Source organism: Pueribacillus theae, assembly GCF_003097615.1.
GTDB classification, from domain to species: Bacteria; Bacillota; Bacilli; order Bacillales; family UBA6769; genus Pueribacillus; species Pueribacillus theae.
The window spans coordinates 39240-58911 of sequence record NZ_QCZG01000003.1; the positions used below are offsets into that span (position 1 = coordinate 39240).

Sequence of the window (19672 nt, forward strand, 5' to 3'; positions counted from 1 at the left end):
AAAAACGCACAAAAAAAAGACACCCCACTATAATGGAATGTCTTTTATTGCTATTTGGCTTTGTTATTGTTGATAACCCTGTGGGTACGATTTACCTTCCGAGAAGCGGGTTTTCCTAACGAAAAAAAGGTTCTCTTCAGGCAAAATCGTCCCCGCTGAGGTTCATGGATCAACATTAGTTATTAACAAAGCCTACTATTTAAAAAAGGGTCATCGGCCGATCGTTCAAGTCACAAATAACTGTTTTTGTTTCCAAATAACTGTCAAGCGCATGGATTCCCATTTCACGGCCCAAACCGCTCTGTTTATATCCTCCAAAAGGAGCGGTAGGTGAAAGTACTTGGTACGTGTTAATCCATAGCGTCCCACTCTTCACTCGTTGCGCCATGCGAAGCCCTCTTTTAATGTCACGGGTCCAAACCGCAGCAGCTAAACCATAGATTGTATCGTTTGCAATTTGCACCGCTTCATCATCGTCTTTAAAGGGAATCACGCTGACGACTGGACCGAAAATTTCCTCACGCGCGATGCACATGGATTGATCGACATCTGCAAATACCGTCGGTTCAATGAAGTAGCCTTCTCTGGCGCCATCGGGAACACGGCCACCGGCCAATAGCCGTGCCCCTTCCTTCTTCCCGGTTTCAATATATTGTAGGATTTTTTCGTGCTGTTCTTTGCTAATGACTGGGCCTAAATCATTTCTTGAAATCGATCCAGGTCCCACTTTTAATTTTTTTGCCTTTGTTACTAATTGTTCCGTAAAAGATTCATAGATTGATTCATGAACGAGAATTCGGCTTCCGGCTTGGCAGACTTGCCCAGAGTTGTAAAAAATACCGAATAAAGCACTTTTTGCCGCATGTTCAATGTCTGCATCTTCAAAAATAATGTTTGGTGATTTTCCTCCAAGTTCAAGTGATACCCTCTTAATGTTGGCAGCGGCACTCTCTAAAACTTTTCGTCCTGTAGACGTTTCTCCGGTAAAGGCAATTTTCGGGATATCCGGATGGCGTACAATTGCTTTTCCAGCTTCATCTGTGCCTGTCAGGACGTGAAGCATGCCATCCGGTACACCCGCTTCTTTACATAATTCAGCTAACTTAAGTGCTGTTAAAGGGGTTTCAGGTGCAGGCTTTAGAATCGCCGGGCAACCCGCGGCTAATGCCGGGGCCAGCTTCCAAGCAGGCATAATCAACGGAAAATTCCATGGTGTAATTAATCCCGCTATTCCAATTGGCTCTTTCATCGTCCATGCCATATGATTTGGCGGTGCCCCTGTTAACGAGAATGGCACCATCTCGCCTTTTGGCTGAACAACGAGTGAAGCAAAGAAGTCAAAGCAATCGGCAGCCATTGGAATTTCTACAAATAAAGCCATATTTTGCGGCATCCCATTTTCACGTGTCATGATTTTTGCGAGTTCAAAATTATTTTTTCGAATAAGCTCTCCGATTTTATGTAAGATTCTTCCTCGTTCAAGTGCAGGCATCGAAAGCCAGCGGTTCTCATGAAATGTCTTTAAACCGATTTGTACGGCTTCTTCAACATCTTGCTCATTCGCCTTGGCAACTTTTGCTGTCACTTCCCCAGTCGCAGGATCGATCACCTCAAATGTTTCCCCTGAGGCAGAGGCCTTCCATTGGCCTCCGATAAACAACTCTGCTTCTTTTGTTTCCATTGAAATCACCATGATTTCTCTCCTTTCTCTACGTATCAAATTTGCTTATTCTATTAAAAAATCGTTAAATCCGTAACGTTAAAATAGATTATCAGAAGCTGAAGCATCTTTAATCGAATCGAATCACACCACGGATATTCTTTCCAGCCTTCAAATCATCAAAGCCTTCGTTGATTTGTTCTAAAGAATAGATTTTGCTTACAAGAGGTTCAAGCTTCAGTTTTCCTGCCGCATTCAAATCAAGCAATTTCGGATAGTCCACAGATGGATTGCCTTGTCCCAGCCACGATCCAGTCAAAGTTTTGGTTTGCGAAGGAAGTGAAAATGCATTGATCGTTACATTTTCATTAGGGGCAGGAAGCCCAACAATCACTGTCATGCCTGTCTTTCTTGTAATATTGTAGGCCTGTGCCATCGTCTCAGGCCTGCCGATCACTTCGAATGCATAGTCGACACCCAGCCCATCGGTTACATCAAGTACCGCGCTAACGACATTTTTTTCACTGGCATTAATGGTATGTGTGGCACCAAACTGTCTTGTCATTTCTAACTTCTCTGGGATAATGTCGATGGCGATAATCTGTTTCGCGCCACATAAAGCTGCCCCTTGAATGGCATTAAAGCCCACTCCCCCTGCACCAATAACCGCAACTGTGCTTCCTGCTTTTACTTTTGCAGTATTCACCACTGCGCCAACGCCAGTAATGACACAACAGCCAACAAGCGCTGCCAATTCAAAAGGAACATCTTTTCGAATCGGAATGGCAGCGCTTTCGGGGACGACCGTATACTCGCTAAACGTTCCTGTCAACGGAAATTGATGAATTGCTTTCCCATCAACGGAGAATCGTGTTGTCCCGTCAAGCATCGTTCCCATCAACGAAATTTTTGAAGCCTCATCGCACATATCCGGACGGCCAATTTTGCAATAATAACATTTTGAACATGAAGGGACCCAGTTCAGTGCAACATGATCCCCTACTTTTACACTGGCCACACCTTCTCCGACGGCATCAACAATACCTGAACCTTCGTGGCCAAGTACGATTGGAACCGGCAATGGCAAATGTGCATCAATGACGTGCAAATCACTGTGGCATATCCCTGCGGCTTTCATTTTTACCCGAACTTCGCCTTTGCGAGGCTCTTCTAACTCGACATCTTCTATTTTTAACTCTTGCCCATAGTTGTGTAGAACTGCTGCTTTCAAAGTGTTCTCCCCTTGTTTTTGTATTTTTAAGCTTTTCTCCTACTACGAAACTTGCGATAGGCCGGCCAATTTAACCGCTCTTACATTGTTCCTTTTCGAGCAACATGAAAGAAACTTGTTTTGCAATTGAGGAACGCATAGCGAGGCGTGAATGATCATTATCCCAAAAATCAACTAGATGCTCTGCGCCTTCGATGACGGCAGACTCGGCAGGGACCAAACCATCGTTCATTGTTGGTTTTAAAAATTTCAAAGTCAGCCAAGCAATATAGGTTTCACCGATAACTCCCCAATTTCTCTTGAGTTTTCCTTTGGCAAATCCTCGAACGGTATAAATTTTTCCCCCTTTACATAGCGGGGCGCCTTTCACTGGAAAACGCTGATTAAAATCTTGCAGCCATTCGGGAGTAAGATTGGCAAAAGCCTTTCTGGCTCCAATCATAAAACCGAGCCATTTATAATAGTTTGCCAGTGGCGAACCGTGGTGTGGGGTGCCCAATGTGACAAGATTTTTAACCGTATATGGATTATTATAGACATAAAGGCGTGCGACCAGGCCACCCATACTATGGGTTATCATATTGAAGTGATTTCCTAAACCATAGTCGTTTTGTAGTATCTTTATTTTTCGTTCAACTTCCTTTGTTTGTGCATGAACGAAATTCGCCCCAGAACGATAATTGTTTTTACCTATGACATAAACAACGTTTTCATTATAATGCGTGATTTTGACACGTTTAGATTTATTTGTGTAGATGACATAGACATTCCCTGAACCCCAAATATCTGCAACCGTTTTCAAAAAAGCGTTTCCCCAGCGGTGGATGTTGATCAAGCCGTTAATAAGCACGACATCTTTAGGTTCCTGATGCGAGCCACTGTTTGCATCATTCATGTCCTTTTCTTTCCTTTCAAAAGGCGTGAAACAAAAGGGTTCATGATTTGCCTGTCTGATGTTTCTTTAATTCTTCAATGATTTTGTCAACATCAATGTCTGGAGAACGGCTGTTTAAAAATGCTTCCCATTGTTCCTTTATGTTATATCTCATACGCATCATCCATAGGACTAGCGGCTGTGTTGAATGATCGCCAAGGAATACTTCTGTAAAAACATCTTTTAATTCTTCTTTCTTGCCTCGTGCCCCATGATCTTTTCCGTTGATTAAATGTTCTTCAAGAATCCGGGCAATCTCAGGGTTCCCTGGCCCGCCGCTTTGGCGATAAAACGCATCAATTCTTTGAGACATTGTCAATTTTTCTTGTTCCTCAATCAATTAAAATCCCTCCTTTTGCTAGAATAGCGAACGGTATTTCCTCGTACGGAATAATCGCCAAATAATAAATAGAACTAAAATAACGGAAGTAATGATACCGATACTGCCGATTGTTTCCGCTTTCAAACCGAAAAACGTTGCATTTGGCATACTTGACACGATAAGGCCAGTTGCAATAATAATGGCAAAGGCAATAAGTGATAGTGCAAGGCGATTCGTAATCTGGTTTACAAGATTTCTAGTAAGGACATCCGGCTGCACTTGCAAATTAAATTGAACCTTGTTATCTGCTAAATTTTCCATAATTTTATTCGCCCGTCTAGGAAAAGTAGCGACAAGCTTGGAAGTTTCAGAAAGCAAACTAGCATTTGAACGATAATTAAATCGTTTTTTAAGCATGCTTTTTAAAATCGGCATTTCACATGCTTCAACGACTTGCCCATAGGAGATTTCTGGACAAATCCAGCGAGCGGCTCCCTCAGTCGCAGAAAAACCTTTTGCCCATAAAGCAAGGCCATTAGGGACTTTACAAAAGTTTTTCAACCCTATACTTGTTGCTTCTAAGACGAGACGTCCGTAATTATAACGTTCATTCCCTTGATTGGAATAGACATAATTAAGGACAAGGCTTTTCAATTCATCTTTCAGCTTGACCAAGTCCGTATATTTGGTTGGCGACATCAGTTCAAGATAGACTTCTGCTGCATCTTCAGCTTGATTCAACTGGATATGCATAATGACTCTCATTAAGATTTGAGCCATCACACTATCCATCCGGCCAGTCATCCCCCAGTCAATGATGACAGCTTTTTTTGTATGTTTGTTTATCATAATATTCGAACCATGCGCATCAGCGTGGTAATGCCCATCCAGCATCGTCTGCACATAGAGATGAATGAGGTCAATCATAATCTTTACTCTTTCTTCAAATGTAAAGAAATCAACTGGGAAATCTTTTATAAGCCATCCATCAATAAACTCCATGATCAAAATATTCTTTGTTGCATCATAGACAAGCGGAATATCAACAAACTCTGTGTAATTTCGGTGAAGGCCGCGCATTTCTTCCATTTTTCGCGCTTCCTCCACCATATTAAGCTCATCCATCGCACTGCTGTAATAATCATCAATTAACCCATTTAAATCTAGGGCAGCAGCCAGTTCCGGAGGTAAGCGCCTTTGCAGTTTTTTCGTTATTTTCTTAATAAAAGTAATATCAGTTTGAAATAACTTTTCGACGGTAGGCCGAACGACCTTCACTGCAACGGTCTTTCCATCCCTCATTCCAGCCTTATACACTTGTGCAAGCGATCCTGAACCAAGAGGTTTGTCATCTATCCATTCAAATGTCTCTATCCCATCCGGGAGTTCTTTTTCAATCATGTATTGAATCTTGCTAAATTCAATTGCAGGAACCTCATCCAATAACTTTTCCAATTCCAGTGTAATCGGCTCAGGCAAGAGATCTTGCCTCGTTACTAATACTTGGCCAAGTTTAATAAATGTCGGTCCAAGCTCTTCGAAGGCAAGCCTCAACCGTTCTCCAATCTTATGCAGCTTTTCATTTTCTGACTGGCTGCGTTTCCCCCTTCCAAAAATTTTGCTTGTGACAGGATCTTTAACGATTAATCCCAGCCCGTTTTTCGCGAAAATGGAAATGATTTTCCGGCGCCGCCTGCGTATTGTAATTGAAGCTTTTTCCTTTTCAATGGCTTCTTCTATTGCAGAAAATGAAGCCATATCTTTCTTCGTTGTTTCTCCCTGAGAAACTACTTCTTTTAACGCACTCAATATTCTGTCCCTCCTCGCCTTAACGGTTATGACTCCATTTTAACGAATAGAAAAACCTCAATTTCTTTCATCATAGCTTTGTCGACAATGTTCATCAATTCCGTTAAAAGTAGTACTTTCTCGTATCGACCCCTAGATCTGTCGCATTATTGACAAAAATGTTATAATATTCTCACATAATTAAAATAAGCAAAAAAGGGGTATGCACCTTTACTTCATTTTTATTTATTTTAAACAGCAAAATAAAAAGGAGGTAAAAAATGTGTATCAGACGTTGAGCCAACAAATGAATGATTTCATGAAAAACGGGTTTGATGTGATACTAGAACATCAAGATACTATACTAGCAAAATGGAATGACCGATTAATCCAAATGCAACAAAGGAAAAGTAACTCTGCTCCACTTTTAGAATCTGTTGTTGATTTTTTTTCACAATGGCTGTTTTCAGAGAATGAAAGCATTGAAGATTTTTTTATAGAATTAAAAGAAAACTGGAAGAACATCGATCATTCTCCATCCAGTGAATTAATCTTTTTTATTACATTATTAGAAAATGCTGTTCATGAGACGATTCAGTCAAATGGCAATGATTCCTATTGGAAACATCAATCTGTACAATATTTATTTTCAAAAATAAGTGAAGAGCTATTTGGAGAATCAACCCGTGAAAATCTTGATATGAATACGTTTCTTGAGCAGCTTGTTCATTCACGCCAGATTAAAATTGATTGGGTTGCTACATTAGTTAAAAGCGATGGTGGTTTTCGGGTTATGAAAGTTTACAGCAAAAAAGATCTACCACCAGATTTCGCCGAAAAAGAGATTACTGCAAACTCTTTATTTGCTTTGTCGGAACTATTACTTGATCTCATTCCTTCAGAATCCGGAAAAACTTTTCCTATTCCTTGGGAAGAGAAAATCTTACTCTTTTGCACGGAAGAAACAGAATCACAGATCCTCCCGTTTATAACCTATACGTTGCAAATGTTTCAAACTGGGGAACGAGCATTAAAATCAACGAAAGAAGAACAGTTATGGAAAGACTCCGTCATTTTGTTTAACGAGTGGATTATGCGTTCAAAAACATTGAATGAGGCGCTTGAAAATATTACATCAGGTTTCGTCAATTACTTGCCATTTAAACGATGTGGGCTCTTTTCGTATTCAAACACAGAGCAAATCGGTTTTGGGCTTTATGGACATCATTTGAACACTGAACTTATTCAAAAGATTAACGAAGATATTAATAATCTTCCAATCATTAAAAAATCACTTCAAAAATTACAGCTGCTCGGTGAGCGCATAAAAAAAGTCCACCCTATTTATATGGCGGAAGCATCAGGCGGATTGCCTATTCAATATGTTCAACAGTTTGAGCTTAAATCGATCGTCATTGCTCCGATTTATGTGCCTTCAGAAAGTAAACTCATTGGAGCAGCGTTTTTGGACCAAGGGCCTGGGCAGCAATTTGAAGTATCACGTGACACCTATACGACATTAATGAAATTTGGACAAAGTGCTGGCGAAATTTTGGCCAAATTTGGGGCTGTGAACCGGAAGAATACATCCAATGGGCTTACCCATTTATCCTCTCGTGAAATTGAAGTTTTAAAATTAGTGGCTGAAGGGGCTTCTACAATTGAAGCAGCCGATCAGCTCCATTTGAGCGAATATACAGTTCGTGACTATATTTCCACGATTATGCAAAAAATGAACGCGAAAAACCGCACAGAGGCCATTGTAAAAGCGATTCGAAGCGGAATTATTTAATAAGTGGGAAAATTATAAAACGGAAAGGTGATGATTTGATTCACCTTTCCGTTTTTTCTATCCTTTCATTTCCTTCAACAATGCTTCGACTTTCAGTAGATCTTCGAGAATGCCTAAAAGAGGTTCATTGGTGTTTTCATCCAGCTCTTGCTGTTTTTGTTTTGAATCTTTGAACAGATCATCTAAATGTGTTTCGATCTCTTCCATTCTTCCTTGCATCTCTTTGAGCGTAGTATCGCTTTTTTTGATTTTATCTTGTATTTCGAGTAATTCTTTTTGGTTAACATCTTCAACATGATTTTTCAATTGCTTTAATTCGTCTGCCTGTTCTGCTAGCCGAGCTTTATAATCACCCATTTTCTCTTTGATTTCAACGAATTTGGTTAGCTTATTATTCATTGTTTTATTTTTTAACGATTCATCAAGAGTCTGTTGTAACTTTGTCACTTCGTCATCATCAAGCTGGTTGTTCAAGGCTTTCTGTACCGGCTCGATAAAGTCTTCCTCTAATTTCGACCCGAGTATGGAGAAATTCTTATTCGTTTCATCCACTTGGGTAAACAGTTCATTGACGCTTGATGTGAATGCTTCCAAGTCGTCAGTCTGTGAGGAGTCTTCAGGATCTTTCTCGCCTAGTTTCTCATCATCCGATTCCTTCTCCTTTTGATCGGATTCCGTTTCCTCATCTTCAGTGTCTTCTCCCGCCTGTTCTTCCTGTTTTTCCTCTTCTTCTTTTATCTCCTTATTTTTTAAAGCTTCGATTTTTTCATTGATCTTTTTCATTCGATCCGTTAATTGTTGTTCGTTCTCTTTCAGCTTTTCAAGTCGTTTAAAGCCAGCTGTTACCTTTTCTTCTACCGTATCAAGCTTTTGCTTTATTTCTTCAAGTTCCTTGTAACTATTCGACCATTCACCAAGCTCTAGCTCTTCTAATAATTCAAATCTCGCTTTCACAAATTCTTGTTTTTTCTCCAGCGATTTTTGGACCTTTTGTAAAAGGTCTTCAACTTGTTCCAATGTAACTGAAAAGTCTTCGATGTTTGTTGTTATTTCTTTTTGCTTCCCATCAATTCCTTTCAACATTTCTTCAAACTCAGGTTTTTTCGTTAATTGATCCGCCTTATCCATTACTTCTTCAAGACTGGTCATTCCAGCTTCGAGCTGTTTCTTTTGTGCTTCAGCTTCCTCTAGTAATGTTTGGAACCCATCGGCTTGTTTCTCCAATTCAGGAAGCTGAGCCTTTAGGTCTTCATATGCTTCTTTTTGTTGAGTAAACTTACCACCTTCAGCTTTATCGATGGCCAATATGAGCTTTTCAAGCTGTTCCTCATCATTTTGGTTTTCTAATTTATTATAGAGGGCCTGTACTTTTGATACCTCAATCGGATTATAACTTGTCTCAAGAACCATATCCGGAAATGAAGTGCCACTCGATTCTAACTTTTTCCCATCAATAATAACATTGGTTAGGCACACATCAAGAAGTCTCTCGGGCCAACAAAGTCCTCCAATATTCAGTGAATGGGCTGTGACCGTTAACCAGCTTACATCAACTCGTTTGCTGGGAGAGCTAGATTTAATGGTCATCGCCAATGTTCCTTGTTTTGTTTCAATTAGCTTGGATAAGCTAAAACCGTAGCCCCTTGCACTAGTAAATGCAACTTGTGTATCAAAAATGATCCCTGGCCTGAGGCCAAGTAAATTAATCCTTCCTGATATCTTATCAACTTTCACAATAAAGCCCTTATCTTTAGCTGCCTCTACTTTATTCATTCCTCCCGGCGGAAAGCAGAATCCTATGATTAGTATAAATGCCAGGCCATATATTTTCGTTTTTCGCCATATTGCCATTTATGAATGCCCCCTCTCTAGCCCCACATTACGCCAGTGGTTTTTAACCGCTTATTGTGTTCGAAGGAACAGATGGAATGTCTTTCGGACTTTTGAGAACTTCTGGGTCGTCATCCATTGTTTTCGAACTTCCCCCGTTCCAAGCAGCAATAAGTGTTCCGCCTACTATGCCTAGTAACCCGCCTACAATTAATCCTCCTGCCGCACCAATAAATGAAAGGATTGAGAAAATAATAATAGAACAACCCGCAAATAAATGCGTGTCGGGTTTTGCCATGCTAAAGAGCGAAAACATGATCATAAACATTCCAGTTATTAAGCCAGCCCACAATAATCCACTGCCCGGTAATAACAACATTGGCGCGACACTAATTCCAATGATCATCACGAGAATACCGCCAACGAGTGAGAAAACAGAACCCATCATTGGCCGGTTGTTGTTATTCGCCAATAAGTATCCGAATGAAAGCGGTAAAACAAGACCGACTCCGTAAGGAATCACAACACCCGTCACTGCTAGAATGAAGTGGTTTAGCGATATATATTCCATGCGAGTCAATAGAATGGAAAGCATGATGACCAACAGGATTGAAGCAAGAATGATTAATGATTTTTTAGTTGATTTAAAAGCTAAAGACCATGTTTTTAATTTTCTTTTTTTGATCAAAAACCCAATGAAATAAACGCCTAAAAAACCACAAATCAACAAGATAGTGGTTAAATAGACAGGCATTTTCAGGGCGAGTTTTTCAAAATTTACTAAATGGCCAACAAAATCAACGATTAAAATCGTTACAAAAACACTAATGGAGCCAAGTAAGAAGAGGATAAGGTAATGGCCTGGAAAGACAATATATCGTTCTGATTTTTCATGGCTCTCAATCATTTTATAAATGATTGTCGCATAAATAATCGCACTGATTATGCCAAACATGATTGCACCGTTTACTCCTAAACTGAGCGGTTTGCTGCCACCAATAAACATACCTGGCAAAATCCCGATACTGGCATATTTCAATATCGTTTTTGCTTTTTCCCACTTTTTAACGTGGAATAGTAATGTGAGAAGAACAAGTAACACTGCTCCGGTGAATCCACCAATGAGCGCCCCTGCAAGTCCATGCCCTAGCGGCAGCCCACCTATAAAAGCCCCGGTAAAGAGTCCAATGATCGCCATGACAACATTTTCTAAAATGAGTTTTAGCATGAAACACCCCTCCTAACTTGTATTTATTCGACATGTTGCACGATAAGGTTACCAGCGATTCGCTTATTCATTTTGGGGGAAATAGAAGGCTAATCTTGATTAACCATCAAATGCGCCTTGGCGTATTTGCGCCCAGATTTTATCGAGCGCTCCGGCCTACAGGATGTAGGTCAGTTCGACGTTGCAACAGGACGTTGCGTTCTTAGTCGAACTTCCTTTATTCCTGAAAATCTGTGGCATCCGCCGGAGGCTTTAACTTTATTCAGCCGGGGTTTGAACCCCCACTGAATAGAATACTGATAAGCATTCATCCCACCACTTAAAGAATGGGAGACTTCTGCTGAATGAAGTTAAAAATCTCCGATTTTTTTGCCGTCTTTCATGTTAGCAATAATTTTAACTTTCAAGCCAGGAATTCCAATATTGGATGCTGACAAGAAATGTGTATTTAATTCAGGCTTATCAAGTACCAGCGTTGGCGCTTTTAAATCAATCGACTTTAACGGATTATCCGTATAATGTTCCGCTACTTCTAAATTTGTAAAAGTTGAATTTTCAGATTTAATTCCTGTTACTCTTAGTTTGAGGTCTTTACCATCAACCCCAGCACCCGATGTAACCATGACATCGACCGTTTCAACATTATAAGCATCAAGGGCACCTTGAAGATCAATATTTTTTGAAAGCTTTAATCCATTAATTTTGGCTGTTCCAAGTTCAACAGCCGCCTGTCCCCAGGCTGCTTTTTTCTCTGTTTCGCCAAGCTGTGGATACAATTTAAAATCTGTACCTTCAATTTTATCGGCTGCAATTACAAAACCACCAACGCCGGCAATCGGAAAAGCAGCGAATGCTGACCCTGTCAAGAACAATGACAGAAGTAAAGCGATAAGTCCTGCACCACCAGCACCTCCAATGATTCCGAGTCGTTTTTTGTTAACGTTTAATGCGTCTACCATTAAATTCCCTCCCCTTTCTTTCTGAACATCTATTTCCCCCAAAACAAATACCTTAATTCATGTCTAAACAGTAAGACATAAAGAAGCTGATGGATTAATAGATAATTCTGAATACAATGTATGCTTTATAAAGAACAATAGCTATCCCGTAAAATATCGGCATTTTAAGCGCTTTCAAAAAAAATATGCTACTTTTGTACATTTTTTTGCGTTGCGATACTAGAAAATTGGCTTACGCTGACAAACGAATTATTTCATTTGAAAAAATCGCATATTTAATTCAATAAATTTCGATTCCTCTTCGGGTACTTCATCTTCATAGTAGATCGCTTCAACGGGACAGGCGCTTAGACAAGCCCCGCAATCGATGCAATCATCTGGATTGATATAAAACATGTCTTCCCCTTCATGTATGCAATCAACGGGACAGACTTCAACACATTCTCTCGCTTTTTCCTCCATGCATGGTGATGTAATGACATAAGCCATAACGATCCCTCCTCTATATGTTCGTAAGAAAAACGCTAGGCGTTTTTCTGAAAATTTGATGTGGGAAGTTGGATTTGTTGAAATCGTCGAAAAAGCCGATTTCGATTATTCGTTTGTTAGATAAAGCGAGACTTCCCAGTGGAGGTCTTACGGACGATTGCACCGGGATAAATTTTTTTTAAAACAAACTTGTGCTGTGCTGCGGCTGCATGCGCGCCTTTGGATCAATATAGGTTTTCGCGCTGCTTACCGCGATGGAGGCCTCACCGAATCCGGTCGCAATTAATTTTACTTTGCCATCAAAGGCCGATACATCTCCAGCGCTGTAAATCCCCTCGATATTTGTCTCCATTTTTGTGTTTACGACGATTGAATTTTTCTCTATATTTAGACCCCAGTCTTTTATAGGGCCTAATGAAGACACAAATCCAAAATTTACTACGACTTCATCGACTTCAATTGTTTTCGTCTCTTCTTCCTTTACCTTTTGAATAATGATTTGTTGAATTTTCTCTCCATCCCCATCAATTTTCATCATTTCATAAGGTGTTAGCAGTGTCGCGTTTGAGGCCTTCAACTGCTCAACACTTCCTTCGTGCGCCCGAAATTGATTACGCCGGTGGACAACGGTCACATGCTCCGCAATCGGCTCAAGCATAAGAGCCCAATCGACAGCAGAATCCCCACCACCGAAAATGCATACCTTTTTGTCCGCAAAACGGCTTAAATCATTGATAAAATAATGCAAATTTCGCCCTTCATACGCCATGGCATTGCTCACTTGCAGACGCCTTGGCTGAAACGCGCCAACGCCAGCGGTAATGATGATTGTTTTAGAATAATGAACATTGGCGTCTGTTGTTAAACGGAAAATCTGTTCATCGATTTTTTTTACGTCTTGTACCGTTTCACTCAGTACAATTGTCGGGTGAAATTGCTTTGCCTGCTTTACTAATTGATCAACTAAACGTTGTGCACGCACTTTTGGAAATCCTGCCACGTCATAAATAAATTTTTCAGGATATAACGCGGATAGCTGGCCACCCAACTGTGGCATACTTTCAATAATCTTTACTTTCATTTGGCGCATCCCCGCGTAAAAGGCTGCAAATAACCCTGTCGGCCCACCGCCAATAATCGTTACGTCATAAAGATTTTTCTCTAACAACATGACCTCCACCCCATCCAAAAGCTTTTTTTAAAAAAAGAATGTATAAATTTGGCCTCTGATCTATGACCTCCGTTAACATACGGTCCCAGGCAATTTTTTTAACCCGCGGAAAATGACCATGCGATTCCATTCCGGATTTGAAACATTAATATCTAAGCTGGAAAAACGGGATAAAAGTTTGCGGAAAACGATATCACCTTCAAGGCGGGCGAGCGGTGCACCTAAACAATAGTGAATGCCCATCCCAAAACCAATTTGGCGATTCGGCTGACGGCTAATGTCAAACCGCTCCGGATCTGTGAATTGTTTCGGATCGCGGTTTGCGGCAGCGAGCAATGTTACAACTAGCTGGCCTTTTTTTATTTGTTTGCCATAAAGTTCGACATCCTGTTGCGCGAATCGTCCCGTTCTTTGAATGGGCGGTTCGTAACGCAAAATTTCCTCAACAGCACTTGGTGTAAGCTCAGGATCCGCACGCAGTTTTGAAAGCTCATCTTGATGTTTCCAAAGAGTGAAAAGGCCATTTCCAATTAAATTCGTCGTTGTTTCATGCCCGGCTGCCAGCAATAGAATACACGTTGCATAAAGCTCGCTTCTTGATAATGTTTCACCCGCTTCTTCGACTTGCAAAAGGGAAGTGATCAAATCATCTTTCGGATGTTTATTACGTTGTTCAAAAATATCCTGCAAATATTGAATAAACTCCATTCCCGCTTTCATTCCATCTGTTTCGTTCGCCGGTGTAATTCCTGGTTCCAACGTTCCAGCCAATACATGGGACCAGTTCTTAATAAGAACTCGATCTTCTTTCGGAACCCCTAGCATGTCAGATATAACCATCACTGGAAGCGGCATAGCTAAGTCAGCAATAAGATCAACGTCCTGTTTCTCTTCCATGACATCAAGCAACTCGTCGCAAATCTGTTCAATATTCGGGCGCAACTGGGCTACCATTGCTGGAGTAAACGCTTTACTCACTAGCGAACGCAGCCGAGTATGATCCGGGGGATCACGATGGAGCATGACACCCCGGTTCACTGCTTCAAGTGCCGTGTATCCGCTCGAAACATTCGCTTCATTTTCACGGCCAAAGCGTTTATCTTTCAGGACGTGGACGACATCATCATAATGGCTAAGAAACCACCGATCCGGTACGGTCTCCTCATGACTAGGCTGAAAATAGAGTCGGCTTTGTTCCTGCAACTTGCGGTAAAATGGATAGGGGTCATGAATGAATGCTTGATTTTCCGCATCGAGCATCGCTATGCGCCTCCCAACTACTTACTGTTTCACAGCTAAAAGGTCAGTTCTTCCCGTTTTTTCTAAATAATCACGGTACATCGGATAAATTTTTTCAATCTGTGGCATTGCTTTTAACGCTTTCACTAATGGGCCCTCTGCTTTTAACAATTGACGGGCGAGCGCTTCTTGAAGATCGAGTTCACCCAGCCAAAATTTATGGCCAATATCGGCACTTTGTTCAAATTTCAATTCCGCCCTCAGATCCGTTTCACCACAAATCAGGCCGATGCTTCCATCCTTTTCCTCATACCATGTCACTTTTCCCTCAGGACTGTGATACACAAACTGGACATAAGCGTTAAAGCCAGCATCTGGTTCAAGTGCTTCCATCATTTCTTTAATCGGCTCACTATCTTTGATCGATTCGAAAAAACCACCGATTAGCGAGTACATTTCTTCTTCATTATTAAATACAGCCACATTCTCACTCCTTTCCGTTATCAAGTTATTCTTGAACACTCGCCGCCGCTTTCTCAAGTTCATCAGCATTGTTAAACTTTCTAGCCCGCTCTATTTTGCTTTTTCGAATGTTAAATTGTTTTAATGCATATTCCTTTAGTATCGTAGAATTAATTTCAAGTACTGGATCGTAGGTAATGATTTGCCTCTGTTGTTCCGCCAACGAGATTAAATACTCTATAAAGTCATAAGCGTGTACCCATAGTTCATCCATATAATCATGAAATATTTTAAAATTCTCTTCGTTGCCAGCGACGAGCCGTTGAATCGTATACGTGCCGAATTGAAGATGACGCCCTTCATCCATGTTCAAATAATCAATTCCTTTTAAAATTCCAGGAAGCAAGCCGGCCTTTTTAAAAATTTGGCGAAACGTATAATATCCTGATTCGGCGAGCACGCCCTCAACAATCATGTTATACACTGTAGCCGCACGGATTACTGCCTTCGGAGAGTCGTCCGTATTTAACCGCTCCATTGACTCTGGCAAAGCTTCATAGAAAATACGCTTATAACTGTCATTGTGGAAAACAGAGAGATTCATGTCGCCAATGCCTACCGCTTCTTGCCAGCGAGAAAACATTTCTGTATGTTTCACCTCATCGTGGACAAACGTTGTCAAAAACATCGTATCTTCTAAGCGCCCTTGGCGCGCCATCGCTTGCATCATGGGCAAAATGTCAATTGTAACCGCTTCCTCACCGGCAGAAAACGCTGCAACAAGCGGCAATGCAGTCATTCGTTCTTCCGTTTTTAGCTTTTGAAAATCTTCCTTATCTTGGCTAAAGTCGATATCTGCCGGATTCCAGTTCCCTTGCCTTTTTGCTTTTTCATATAATTTATACATCGGGGCATCCCAATTGATTTGGCCTTCTACCGTTTGGAACGTTTCATGAGCCATCCTTATATCCTCCCTTTTTTTCAAAGTAAAACTAATGAACTTATTAAGCTGTAAAAGAATTAAGAATGTTTTGCAATTTAAGCGCAAGACCTATGTCACCATCAATTTTCAATTGGCCACTCATAAATGCTTCTGTTGGGTTTAACGTGCCAGCGACCATATTTTTGTAGTCATCTGCACTGATTTCAAGCGTACAGTCTGGTTCCTTTTCCGTACCTTCAATCGCCTTGCCGCCATTTTCATCAATAATCATTTGATAGGTTCCCCCGTCATCGCCTGTCAAGTTAAACTGGTAGACTCCTTCCGAACCTTCAGATTTTGACGGATCCATTTTTAATGCAGCATCAATCATTTGAAAAACTGCTTTTGAACTTGGCTTTGTATTGCCTGCCATTTCATTCCCCCCCAAACTTATAAATGATTGGCGACGAGAAGATTTATATCGTACCGCCGTCCTGTTCTTATCTTCATAATCTTTCGATAATCGTTGCAGTTGCCATGCCGAACCCTATGCACATGACCTGCAGCCCGTATTTTCCATCCATGTCTTCCAATTGGTGAAGCAATGTTGTCTGGATACGTGCCCCGCTTCCACCTAGTGGATGGCCAATTGCAATCGCACCTCCGCGCGGATTCACTTTGCTCATATCTGGCTCGAATTCACGTTCCCAAGCTTTGACAACAGAGGCAAACGCTTCGTTTACTTCGATGACATCCATTTGATCCAAGCGAAGGCCCGCTTTTTCCAGCACTTTGCGCGTTGCAGGAATAATCCCTGTTAACATAATAATCGGATCTTCACCGACAGCAACACGCGCCACGATTCTAGCACGCGGCTTTAATCCGAGATTCTCTGCTTTGTCTGCTGACATAAGCAGCAAACCAGCAGCTCCGTCGCTCACTTGACTCGAATTTCCTGCAGTCACGACACCGTCTTTCGGTTGGAAAGAAGGCGTAAGTCCGGCCAATTTTTCGATTGAAGTATCTCTTCGGATCCCTTCATCTTGTTCAAAGGAAAATGTTCCTTCCTCGCCTTTCACTTCAATTGGGATAATTTCTCGTTTGAAATCCCCTTTATCAGTCGCTGCTGCAGCTTTTTGATGGCTTTCAAGCGCAAACTCATCCAATTCTTCACGTGTCAAGCTCCATTTTTTAGCGATCATTTCAGCCGAGATCCCTTGGGGAACAATGTTATACTGGCTCGTTAAATGTCTGCTGAACCTGCCCATATCACTTCCCATCGGCGCTCTCGTCATATTCTCTACGCCACATGCAATGGCGATATCAATATCGCCTGCAAGAATGGCCTGAGCGGCTGTATGAATCGCTTGTTGGCTCGATCCGCACATTCGATTCAATGAATAGGAAGGCACTTCCACCGGAAATCCTGCTGCTAAAACAGCCTGGCGGCCGATGTTACCCCCTTGCTCCCCCGTCATCGTGACACACCCGACAACGACATCTTCTACATCACTTGCTTCCATTCCATTTCGCTTTACAAGTTCCTGAAGAACGGGAACGAGTATATCAACTGGATGCGTTTTTGCTAATGCGCCTTTTCTTCGGCCAACAGCAGTTCGAACAGCATCTACAATTACGACATCTGCCATCGCTTACCTCTCCTTTTTCATTAAGCTTTGTTAACGATGTTAATAAAGGCAACGAGCGGGGGCGATTTTGCCTGAAGAGAACCTTTTTGCGTATGCAAAACCCGTTTCTCGGAAGGTAAACCAAACCCGTGAGTGTATCAACAATATTGTTTTAACAAAGCTAAAACGTAAACAGTTCGATGCCACCTGAGACATTAAGTCCAATTCCTGTAATGTATTTTGCTTTGTCTGAACAAAGGAAAGTAATCGCATTGGCAATATCCTCAGGCTCTCCAGGGCGTTTAAAAGCTGTTCTCTGAATCATCCGTTCGTTCATTTTCGGATTTCCCATTTTAAAGGCCTCTGTCGCAATGACACCTGGAACAATCGCATTTACTGTAATCCCATATCTTGCACCTTCCAGTGCCATACTTTTTGAAAAGCTTAGGAGCCCCCCTTTTGTAACAGAGTAGCTTGCCTGGCCGAACCCGCCAAGTGTCCCGGCAACAGAAGACATATTAATAATTCGTCCCCATTCTTGTTCCTTCATATATGGCCAAACGGCTTTTGTACAGTTGTAAGCTCCTGTTAAGTTCACCTTCATGTCCCGATCCCAGAAATCGTCATTTTGCTTTTCAATTTGTGACACATGGTCAAGTGTACCGGCGTTGTTCACAAGGATATCAATCGAACCAAACTCCTCTTTAATCCTGGCAAAAACATCCTTCACTTGTTCGCGATTCGTGACATCCATTTTTATAGCGAAGGAGCGGCGCCCCATATCTTGAATTTCTTTTGCCGTTTTTTCTGCATAGACGACTTTCGTACTTTGCAACACTTGAGATAACGGCCCATACTTTTGAGCTTCATTGCGACTCTCTTCATCAGATTCAATCAAAATATCTGTAATCACAACATCTGCACCTGCTTCTGCCAGTGCAAGAGCGTCGGCGCGGCCAAGCCCCCGTGAAGCGCCAGTAACGACCGCCACCTTTCCTTCCAATAAATTTGACCAAGAAGACAACAACATCCCCACCTTTTTAAATGACTTTTTAATAAAAGGAACAAAAGAATTTTAAGGAACAGTCTTTTGAGTTTGAATAACTGAACGTAGATTAAAATTTTTTATTCCACCGTTGAACTAACGTAAAAATTGCGGTTTTTTCTTTTGGAAAAATGCTGCCAACCCTACTCCAGGTTCCCCTGTATTAAATGTCTGGGCAAAAGCAGTTGCTTCCACATCAAACCCTTCGTCGATTAAACCTTCCGCAGCATGAATTGCACGCTTCGCCAATCCCATTGCTTTCACTGCACCTTCGGCTAGTTGCTCGGCAAATTCTGTCGTCTCTTCAACAAGCATCTCTGGTTCTGTCACTTTGTTAACAAGGCCGATTTGCAATGCTTCTTCGGGTGTTAAGCGGCTAGACGTAAAAATAAGTTCGGTTGCTTTTGCACGCCCCAACAACCGTGTCATCCGCTGTGTACCACCAGCACCTGGAATGATTCCGAGAGACACTTCGGTCAGACCGATTTTTCCTTTGGACATGATTCGAAAATCGCAAGCTAACGCAAGTTCACATCCTCCACCTAGCGCATGCCCATTAATCGCAGCAATGACTGGTTTCTCCATTTTCGCAAAACGGTCAAAGCAATGCTGCATCCGACCGCATTGCGCCGCAATTCCGTTCTTTTGGCCGGCGTATTTGCTTCCACCCTGAATCATGCCTTTTAAATCTGCGCCAGCTACGAAAGTCTTTTCGTGAGCGGAAGTAATAACCACGACGCGTACCGCCTTATCAGATTCAAGTTCGTCCGCCGCACGCTCAAGATCGCTCATGAGCGTATCACTAATCGCATTCGCGGGGGGATTGTCAATGATGATCCAAGCAATTCCCTTCTCTCTTCGGTCAATAGTAATGGTTTGGTATGACAATCTTATCCCTCCTTTTCCAGAAATCGTTGTCAGAAACAAGAGTTCAAATATAAATGTTAATCGAAAACGAGCCTATGGCTTCGA

At 41.6% G+C, this 19672-nt stretch carries 18 protein-coding genes; 1 reads left to right on the forward strand and 17 read right to left on the reverse strand.

The window, feature by feature from the left end:
- Window positions 1-199 precede the first annotated feature (199 nt).
- From DCC39_RS02540 to DCC39_RS02560, 5 genes are all read right to left on the reverse strand, one after another.
- The gene (locus DCC39_RS02540; protein ID WP_240613501.1) at window positions 200-1693 is read right to left on the reverse strand and encodes an aldehyde dehydrogenase family protein; all 1494 of its coding nucleotides are present in this window, start codon (window positions 1691-1693) and stop codon (window positions 200-202) included.
- 97 nt (window positions 1694-1790) lie between these two features.
- Window positions 1791-2891, reverse strand: a complete 1101-nt coding sequence (locus tag DCC39_RS02545) for a Zn-dependent alcohol dehydrogenase (protein ID WP_116553315.1) — start codon at window positions 2889-2891, stop codon at window positions 1791-1793.
- A 70-nt stretch (window positions 2892-2961) separates the two neighbouring features.
- Window positions 2962-3786 (reverse strand): lipase family alpha/beta hydrolase, encoded by an 825-nt coding sequence (locus DCC39_RS02550; RefSeq protein ID WP_116553316.1) that lies wholly within the window; start codon window positions 3784-3786, stop codon window positions 2962-2964.
- Window positions 3787-3826: 40 nt separating this feature from the next.
- On the reverse strand, window positions 3827-4165 hold the full coding sequence (locus tag DCC39_RS02555; RefSeq protein WP_116553317.1) for a hypothetical protein: 339 nt from the start codon (window positions 4163-4165) through the stop codon (window positions 3827-3829).
- 18 nt (window positions 4166-4183) lie between these two features.
- Window positions 4184-5956: an ABC1 kinase family protein gene (locus DCC39_RS02560; protein WP_240613503.1), complete on the reverse strand. Its 1773-nt coding sequence runs from the start codon at window positions 5954-5956 to the stop codon at window positions 4184-4186.
- A gap of 262 nt (window positions 5957-6218) precedes the next feature.
- On the opposite strand from DCC39_RS02560, the gene DCC39_RS02565 reads away from it, so the two are divergent.
- Window positions 6219-7727 carry a response regulator transcription factor gene (locus DCC39_RS02565; RefSeq protein WP_116553318.1) on the forward strand — a complete coding sequence of 503 codons (1509 nt, stop codon included), beginning with the start codon at window positions 6219-6221 and terminating at the stop codon, window positions 7725-7727.
- 57 nt (window positions 7728-7784) lie between these two features.
- Here DCC39_RS02565 and DCC39_RS02570 read toward each other — a convergent pair whose 3' ends face one another.
- The 12 genes from DCC39_RS02570 to DCC39_RS02625 all read right to left on the reverse strand — a co-directional run bounded on the left by DCC39_RS02570 (window position 7785) and on the right by DCC39_RS02625 (window position 19588).
- On the reverse strand, window positions 7785-9578 hold the full coding sequence (locus DCC39_RS02570; protein WP_116553319.1) for an AAA family ATPase: 1794 nt from the start codon (window positions 9576-9578) through the stop codon (window positions 7785-7787).
- 43 nt (window positions 9579-9621) lie between these two features.
- The gene (locus DCC39_RS02575) at window positions 9622-10785 is read right to left on the reverse strand and encodes a DUF6114 domain-containing protein (RefSeq protein WP_116553320.1); all 1164 of its coding nucleotides are present in this window, start codon (window positions 10783-10785) and stop codon (window positions 9622-9624) included.
- Between the two features lie 350 nt (window positions 10786-11135).
- Window positions 11136-11744 carry a DUF6230 family protein gene (locus tag DCC39_RS02580; RefSeq protein ID WP_116553321.1) on the reverse strand — a complete coding sequence of 203 codons (609 nt, stop codon included), beginning with the start codon at window positions 11742-11744 and terminating at the stop codon, window positions 11136-11138.
- 249 nt (window positions 11745-11993) lie between these two features.
- Window positions 11994-12233 carry a 4Fe-4S dicluster domain-containing protein gene (locus DCC39_RS02585; RefSeq protein WP_116553322.1) on the reverse strand — a complete coding sequence of 80 codons (240 nt, stop codon included), beginning with the start codon at window positions 12231-12233 and terminating at the stop codon, window positions 11994-11996.
- A 178-nt stretch (window positions 12234-12411) separates the two neighbouring features.
- Entirely contained in the window at window positions 12412-13404 is a 993-nt protein-coding gene (locus tag DCC39_RS02590; RefSeq protein WP_116553323.1) for an NAD(P)/FAD-dependent oxidoreductase, read from the reverse strand.
- 72 nt (window positions 13405-13476) lie between these two features.
- Window positions 13477-14664, reverse strand: coding sequence for a cytochrome P450 (locus tag DCC39_RS02595; protein ID WP_116553324.1), 1188 nt, complete (start codon window positions 14662-14664; stop codon window positions 13477-13479).
- Window positions 14665-14685: 21 nt separating this feature from the next.
- Window positions 14686-15126 (reverse strand): hypothetical protein, encoded by a 441-nt coding sequence (locus tag DCC39_RS02600; RefSeq protein ID WP_116553325.1) that lies wholly within the window; start codon window positions 15124-15126, stop codon window positions 14686-14688.
- Between the two features lie 25 nt (window positions 15127-15151).
- On the reverse strand, window positions 15152-16090 hold the full coding sequence (locus tag DCC39_RS02605; protein WP_276309877.1) for a R2-like ligand-binding oxidase: 939 nt from the start codon (window positions 16088-16090) through the stop codon (window positions 15152-15154).
- 19 nt (window positions 16091-16109) lie between these two features.
- A complete protein-coding gene (locus DCC39_RS02610) occupies window positions 16110-16460 on the reverse strand; it encodes an SCP2 sterol-binding domain-containing protein (RefSeq protein WP_116553327.1) in 351 nt (116 codons plus the stop codon).
- A 73-nt stretch (window positions 16461-16533) separates the two neighbouring features.
- Window positions 16534-17676 (reverse strand): thiolase family protein, encoded by a 1143-nt coding sequence (locus tag DCC39_RS02615; RefSeq protein ID WP_116553328.1) that lies wholly within the window; start codon window positions 17674-17676, stop codon window positions 16534-16536.
- Between the two features lie 160 nt (window positions 17677-17836).
- The gene (locus tag DCC39_RS02620; protein WP_116553329.1) at window positions 17837-18679 is read right to left on the reverse strand and encodes an SDR family NAD(P)-dependent oxidoreductase; all 843 of its coding nucleotides are present in this window, start codon (window positions 18677-18679) and stop codon (window positions 17837-17839) included.
- A 117-nt stretch (window positions 18680-18796) separates the two neighbouring features.
- The gene (locus DCC39_RS02625; RefSeq protein WP_116553330.1) at window positions 18797-19588 is read right to left on the reverse strand and encodes an enoyl-CoA hydratase/isomerase family protein; all 792 of its coding nucleotides are present in this window, start codon (window positions 19586-19588) and stop codon (window positions 18797-18799) included.
- Window positions 19589-19672: the final 84 nt, after the last annotated feature.

Coding starts and splice junctions, on each gene's coding strand:
- DCC39_RS02540 (WP_240613501.1), bottom strand. CDS start 1,693: ATGGTGATTTCAATGGAAACAAAAGAAGCAGAGTTGTTTATCGGAGGC.
- DCC39_RS02550 (WP_116553316.1), bottom strand. CDS start 3,786: ATGAATGATGCAAACAGTGGCTCGCATCAGGAACCTAAAGATGTCGTG.
- DCC39_RS02570 (WP_116553319.1), bottom strand. CDS start 9,578: ATGGCAATATGGCGAAAAACGAAAATATATGGCCTGGCATTTATACTA.
- DCC39_RS02575 (WP_116553320.1), bottom strand. CDS start 10,785: ATGCTAAAACTCATTTTAGAAAATGTTGTCATGGCGATCATTGGACTC.
- DCC39_RS02580 (WP_116553321.1), bottom strand. CDS start 11,744: ATGGTAGACGCATTAAACGTTAACAAAAAACGACTCGGAATCATTGGA.
- DCC39_RS02585 (WP_116553322.1), bottom strand. CDS start 12,233: ATGGCTTATGTCATTACATCACCATGCATGGAGGAAAAAGCGAGAGAA.
- DCC39_RS02590 (WP_116553323.1), bottom strand. CDS start 13,404: ATGTTGTTAGAGAAAAATCTTTATGACGTAACGATTATTGGCGGTGGG.
- DCC39_RS02595 (WP_116553324.1), bottom strand. CDS start 14,664: ATGCTCGATGCGGAAAATCAAGCATTCATTCATGACCCCTATCCATTT.
- DCC39_RS02610 (WP_116553327.1), bottom strand. CDS start 16,460: ATGGCAGGCAATACAAAGCCAAGTTCAAAAGCAGTTTTTCAAATGATT.
- DCC39_RS02615 (WP_116553328.1), bottom strand. CDS start 17,676: ATGGCAGATGTCGTAATTGTAGATGCTGTTCGAACTGCTGTTGGCCGA.